The organism is Streptomyces sp. NPDC054866 (genome assembly GCF_053610745.1).
On the sequence record NZ_JBSGZA010000004.1, the window covers coordinates 952,659 to 958,964 of the forward strand.

The following is a 6,306-nucleotide window of genomic DNA, read 5'->3' on the forward strand; positions in this document are numbered from 1 at the left end:
ACCACCACGGGCCGGCACACCGAACGCACCGGACCCACCAGGCGCCCGGCACCCGCAGCCCGCCTCACCACGTCACCGGAAGCCGCTGCGCGGAGTACATCGTCGCCTGCGAACGCAGCGGCACCTCGTCCGCGTCCACCGCCAACCGGAGCCCCGGGAACCTCCGGAACAGCGCCGAATACGCGATCCGCATCTCCACCCGCGCCAGCTGCTGCCCGATGCACTGGTGGATGCCAAAACTGAACGCCATGTGCCCGGAGGTGGAACGCCCCACGTCCAGCCGGTCCGGATCCTCGAACCGCCCGGAATCACGATTGACCGCCGCGAGCGACACCGTCACCCCGTCACCGGCCTTGATCAGCTTGCCCTCCAGCTCGACGTCCTCCAGCGCCGTACGCGGCACCCCGAACTGCGCGATCGTCAGATACCGCATCAGCTCCTCGACGGCATTGCCGAACAGCCCCGGATCCTCCCGCAGCCGCGCCAGCTCATCGGGATGGCGCAGCAGCGCGTACGTGCCCAGCGACAGCATGCTCGCCGTCGTCTCGTGCCCCGCCATCAGCAGCAGCATCCCGACCCCGGTCAGCTCCGCGTCGTCCAGCTCGCCGGTGGCGATCAGACCGCTCAGCAGATCGTTCGCCGGCTCCTTGTGCTTGAGCTGCACCAGCTCGTGGATCAACCCGTAGATCGCCGCGAAGGCCGCCGCCACCTCCTCGTGGGACGACCCGATCCGCATCACCGTCGTCGAATGGTCCTGGAACCGCGGACGCTCGCTGTACGGAACGCCCAGCAGCTCGCAGATGACCAGCGACGGGATCGGCAGCGCGAACGACGGCACCAGATCCGTCGGCGGCCCCTGGCGCTCCATGGCGTCCAGATGCTCCTCCGTGACCTGCGCGATACGCGGCTCCAGCGCCTTCATCTGCCGCACGGTGAACTGCCCGGTGAGCAGACGCCGGTACTTCGTGTGGTCCGGTGGGTCCATGTGCATGAAGAAACCGGGCGGCACCGTCTCCCACGGGCGGCCCCCCGACGGCAGCTCGAACGGCACCTTCTTCAAGTCGCCGCGAGCGCTGAACCGTTGATCGCTGAGTACCTTCCGGGCCGCGGCGTGGCTGGTCACCAGCCAGCCCACGTGCCCGTCCGGATACAGCAGCGGACTCACCGGCTCCTCCTCACGCAGCCGGCCCAGCTCCTCGGGTGGATCCAGTGGACGCGTGCGCTCGGTCGGCAACCGCCGCGGCGGCGTGGACAGCGTGTCCGTCATCTAGCGTTCCCTTCTCGGGCTGCTCCCACGACCGGCGAATCCGGCGCGGCGGGCGGAACCGGCAGGTGACACAACGCCAGGGCACGCCGGGCCGCGCCGCACGACGATGACGGGAAAACACGGAGCGCAGCGCCCCGCCCTACCCCGCCGCGCCCGCGCGGAGCACGTGCGCCGGCGCACGGTGGTACGCCCACGCCGCGTGCGGAACACCGCTGTGCGACGGCGGCGCCAACCACACCGGTCCACGCCTTCTCGCCCAGCCTCGGGCAGCCCGCTTAAGCCGCCCTTGGATCGCCTTAACGCCGCAGCAGGCCGCGCCCGCCTACCGGCTCTCGCCCCGCGCGGCCGCCTCACGGAAGCGGATGACCTGCCCCGGACACGAGCGCTCGGCCTCTTCCACCGCCTCCCAGTCCTCCGTCGGCGGATGCTCCTCCAGCAGCACCACCTGGCCTGTGCGCTCCTCCTGGTCGAAGACCCCGGGCGCGAGCAGCGCACACATGCCCGACGCCACACACCGGTTCACATCGACTCCGACCTGCATGGACGAATCCCGCATGAAGGCATCCTTCCGGACTCGGACCTGCGGAACAGGCCCGTAGCGTAAGGCCTTCGACCGTCCCTCACGAAGCCGCGAAAGCCTTTAGAAACCAGCAAGTCGCCTCTAAGCCGCACCCCGCAAGGTGAGCCGGGCGGCATACGTCGACCGCCCGGTACCGGACCACGAGAAAGGGCGGATCGGGGATGGTCGAAGCAACACCACGTGAGCGGGAGACAGTGCATGGCGTTGTGCTCGGCGGCGGCCTCGCCGGCCTTCTGGCCGCCCGCGCCCTGCGCAACCATGTCGACAAAGTGACCGTGATCGAACGCGACACCTACCCGGACCGACCGGAACCCCGCAAGGGCGTCCCCCAGAGCCACCACGCACACATCCTCTGGTCCGGCGGCGCCGAGGCCATCGAAGCCCTGCTGCCCGGCACACTCGACAGCCTGCGTGCCGCAGGAGCCCACCGCGTCGGCGTCAAACAGGACATGGTCCTCTACAGCGCCTACGGATGGCAGCACCGCTTCCCGTCCTCCCACTACGCCCTCACCTGCAGCCGCCCCCTGCTCGACCGGACCGTACGGAACGCCGTACTGAGCGACCCGAGTATCGAAGTCCTACAGGGCACGGAGGCACAGGACCTGCTGGGCGACCGCGACCGCGTCACCGGCGCCCGCATCCGCACCCAGGACGGCACCACCCGAGACCTCCCCGCCGACCTAGTCGTCGACGCCACCGGCCGAGGCTCACGCCTCAAGCACTGGCTGGTCAAACTGGGCCTGCCACCCGTCACCGAGGAGAGCGTCGACACCGGACTCACCTACGCCACCCGCGTCTTCCACGCCCCCGCAGGCGCCCCCTGGCCCTTCCCGGTCGTCAGCGTCTACGCCGACCACCGCACCGGCCGCCCAGGGCGCAACGGCCTGCTCCTGCCCATCGAGGACGGCCGGTGGATCATCACGCTCTCCGGCACACGAGGCGGCGAACCGACCACCGACGAGCACCAGTTCGCCGAGTTCGCACGCGCCCTGCGCCACCCCCTGATCGCCGACCTGATCGAGGTCGCCGAACCTCTCACGCCCGTCCGCACCACCCGCAGCACCCTCAACCGCCGACTACACCTCGACCGCCTGCCCCGGCACCCCGAGGGACTCGTCGCACTCGGCGACTGCGTCGTCTCCCTCAACCCCATCCACGGTCACGGCATGAGCGTCGCGGCCCGCTCCGCCCACGCCCTGGAGACCTGCCTCCGCCGCGCCGGCGGCCTCAAACCGGGCCTGGCCCGGACCGCCCAGCAGGCCGTCGCGGCCGCCGCCGACGCACCCTGGCTGCTCTCCGCCTCCCAGGACCTGTGCTATCCCGACAACCGGGCCAACGTCAGCGACCCGCGCCTGACCACCCAGGCCGCCCAACGCCAGGGCTTCGCCGACCTCGTGACCAGCGCGTCGCTCGTGAACCAGCGCGTGTGCGACGCCCTCACGGCCGTCACCACCCTGACAGCACCGCTCGCCCACTTGGAGACCCCCGAGTTCTTCACGGCCCTGCGACAGGGCCCCGCACGGCCGCCGCTGAACGCGCCGCCGCTGAACGCGGAGGAAGCGGCGGTACTGCGGAGTACGAGGGCGCGGTAAGTCACCCCGCTGGTCACTGAACCGCCCCGCCGACGACGAACCGCCCCGGTGCCGATGATGGCACCGGGGCGGTTCGTCGTCGTGTCAGGAGCCGGTTCAGTGACCGGCGGACGAGGTGGCGTCGGCACCGTCGGCCCGGCCCAGCTGCCGGTCGATGAAGTCGAAGATCTCCTCCGTCGACGACTCCTGGATCTGGTCTCCCACATCCACGGCCGCCGCCGGCCGTGCGTCGTTCCAGTTCGACAGCAGCGTCCGCAGTCGCAGCGTGATCCTCGCCCGGTCCTCGTCATCAGGCGTCAGCCGCGTCAACTCCGTCTCCAGCGTGTCCAGTTCCTCGATCACCCGCAGCGAGGCACTGCCGGACGCCGGCACCAGTTCCTGAAGGATCCGACTGGTGAGGGCTTGTGGGGTGGGGTGGTCGAAGATGAGGGTGGCGGGGAGGCGGAGTGTGGTGGCGTTGGTGAGGCGGTTGCGGAGTTCGACGGCGGTGAGGGAGTCGAAGCCGAGGTCTTTGAAGGGGCGTTGTGGGTCTACGTTGTTGGGCTGGCCGTGGCCGAGGACGGCGGCGATGTGGGTGCGGACGAGTTCGAGGATCAGGCGTTGTTTGTCGGCCGGCTCGGTCAGTGCGGCCAGCCGTTCGGAGAGTGCGGAGCCGCTGGTGGTGGGGGTTGTGGCGGCGGTGCGTCGGGTGGGGTGCGGGGTGAGGTCGTGGAGGAGTGCGGGGGTTGTTTCGGTGGTGCGGAGTGCGTTGGGGTTGAGGGGGAGGCACACCTGATATGGCTGAGGTGCTGCTAGTGCGGTGTCGAACAGGTGGAGGGCGTGGTCGGTTTCCAGCGGCCGGGTCCCGTGGGTGATTTTGCGGAGTTTTGTGTCGGTGAGGTGGTGGGTGAGGTTGGTGGTGTGTTTCCAGTAGCCCCAGGCGAGGCTGGTGGCGGGTTGGCCGTGGTGGTGGCGGTGGTGGGCGAGGGCGTCGAGGTAGGTGTTGGCGGCGGCGTAGTTGGCTTGGCCGGGGTTGCCGAGGGTGCCGGCGGCGGAGGAGTAGAGGATGAAGGCGGTGAGGTTGAGGTGTTGGGTGGCGTGGTGGAGGTTCCAGGCTGCGTCGACCTTCGGGGCGAGGACGGGGTGGAGGCGGTCGGGGGTGAGGCCGGTGAGGGTGGTGTCGTCCAGAGTGCCGGCGGTGTGGATGACCGCGGTGAGCGGATGCTCCTGCGGGATCGACGCGATCAGTTCTTCGACGGCTTGGGGATCGGTGATGTCGCAGGCCGCCAGGGTGACCTGGGCTCCGAGGGCTTCCAGTTCGTGTTGCAGGTCGGTGTGTTGGGGTGCGGTGCGGGAGGCGAGGAGCAGGTGGGTTGTGCCGTGGGTGGTGATGAGGTGTTGGGCGGTGAGGGTGGCCAGTCCTCCGGTGCCGCCGGTGATGAGGATGGTGCCGTCGGGGTCGAGGGGCTGCACGGTGGAGTCGGCTGTTGTGGTGGTGCGGGTGAGGCGGGGTGCGAGGAGTTGGCCGTTGCGGTGGGCGAGTTGGGGTTCGCCGGTGGCCAGGGCTTGTTGCACGTATGAGGTGTCGGCGGCCGGGTTGTCGGTGTCGATGAGGTGGATGCGGCCGGGGTTTTCGTTCTGGGCGGCGCGGACCAGGCCCCACAAGGGTGCATGCGGGAGGTGAACGTCCTCGGCAGAGCTTGTCGCCATGGCGTGCCGGGTGAGGATGACGAGGCGTCGGTTGGTGGCGTCGTTGGTGGCCAGCCAGGACTGAAGGTGGTGGAGGAGCGCTTCGGTTGCGTCGTGTGCGGCCTGCGGATTGTCCTGGGGATACGTCTCTGGCCGGTAGATGTCGACTTCGTTGGGGTCGACATCTGTGGTGCCTGCTTCGGTGGGCTTCCAGGTGAGGTGGAAGAGGCTGTTGCGGGTTCCCGTGCCGGTGTTCTTGTGGAGTGTGGCGATGTCGATGGGGCGGGTAGTGAGGGTGTTGATGGTGGTGACGGGTGTGCCGGTGGGGTCCCAGGCTTGGATGGTGATGTCGTTGCCTGTGGTGGTGAGGGTGACGCGTAGGTGGGTGGCGTCGGTGGCGTGGACGGTGACGCCGTTCCAGGCGAACGGCAGCTGGGTCTCGCCGGTTGATGTGGTCTGGGTGGCGAGGGGGTGGAGGGTTGCGTCGAGGAGGGCCGGGTGGATGGTGTGTCCGGTCGGGTCGGCCTCTTCGGGGAGGGTGACTTCGGCATGCAGGGTGCCGTCGGGCTGGGACCAGACCGAGGTGACGCCCTGGAAGGTGGGCCCGTACTCGTAGCCGGCTTCAGCCAGTTGCTCGTACAGATCCGAGATCTCGACAGGGGTGGCGTTAGTGGGTGGCCATTGGGTGAGGGGTTCGGCGGGTTCCTGGGTTGTGGTGAGGGTGCCGGTGGCGTGGCAGGTCCACTCGGAGTCGATGCCGTCCGGTGCGTCGGTGTGCGGGCGGGAGTGGATGGTGACCTGCCAGCCGTTCGCCTCCGGGGTGGCGGTGATCTGGAGGTCGCGGGTGGTGGTGTCGTCCAGGGTGAGGGGTGCGTGGAGGGTGAGTTCGTCCAGGTGGGTGGCGCCGGTGTGGTCTCCGGCGTGAAGCGCCAGGTCGACCAGGGCCGTTCCGGGCAGCAGGACGGTCCCGGACACTGCGTGGTCGGCCAGCCAGGGGTGGGTCTTGAGGCCGATGCGGCCGGACAGGACGGTGGTGTGGGTGTCGGCGAGTTGTGTTGCCGTGCTGAGCAGGGGGTGTTCGGTGGTGGTCAGGCCCAGGTCGGTGGCGTCGGTGAGCTGGGCGGGTATCTGGAGCCAGTAGGGCTGGTGTTGGAAGGGGTAGGTGGGGAGGTTGATGTGGGTGGTCTGCCGCTGGGGCA

The 6,306-nt window shown here is 69.4% G+C and carries 4 protein-coding genes; 1 reads left to right on the forward strand and 3 read right to left on the reverse strand.

Annotated features, from left to right (window positions below; all coding sequences use genetic code 11):
- Nucleotides 1–64: 64 nt before the first annotated feature.
- Both ACWGI2_RS24860 and ACWGI2_RS24865 read right to left on the reverse strand, forming a co-directional pair.
- Entirely contained in the window at nucleotides 65–1,267 is a 1,203-nt protein-coding gene (locus tag ACWGI2_RS24860; RefSeq protein ID WP_453396495.1) for a cytochrome P450, read from the reverse strand.
- A gap of 322 nt (nucleotides 1,268–1,589) precedes the next feature.
- Nucleotides 1,590–1,823 (reverse strand): ferredoxin, encoded by a 234-nt coding sequence (locus ACWGI2_RS24865; RefSeq protein ID WP_160502945.1) that lies wholly within the window; start codon nucleotides 1,821–1,823, stop codon nucleotides 1,590–1,592.
- Between the two features lie 218 nt (nucleotides 1,824–2,041).
- Here ACWGI2_RS24865 and ACWGI2_RS24870 point away from each other — a divergent pair, with 218 nt between their 5' ends.
- Nucleotides 2,042–3,439: an NAD(P)/FAD-dependent oxidoreductase gene (locus ACWGI2_RS24870; RefSeq protein WP_453697676.1), complete on the forward strand. Its 1,398-nt coding sequence runs from the start codon at nucleotides 2,042–2,044 to the stop codon at nucleotides 3,437–3,439.
- A gap of 96 nt (nucleotides 3,440–3,535) precedes the next feature.
- Here the strand turns inward: ACWGI2_RS24870 and ACWGI2_RS24875 are convergent.
- The coding region (locus ACWGI2_RS24875; RefSeq protein WP_453697678.1) for a type I polyketide synthase at nucleotides 3,536–6,306 on the reverse strand (2,771 nt) is incomplete at its 5' end.

What these genes read in the sequence shown, in the direction of transcription:
- ACWGI2_RS24860 (WP_453396495.1), bottom strand. Translation starts at nt 1,267, where the DNA reads ATGACGGACACGCTGTCCACGCCGCCGCGGCGGTTGCCGACCGAGCGC.
- ACWGI2_RS24865 (WP_160502945.1), bottom strand. Translation starts at nt 1,823, where the DNA reads ATGCGGGATTCGTCCATGCAGGTCGGAGTCGATGTGAACCGGTGTGTG.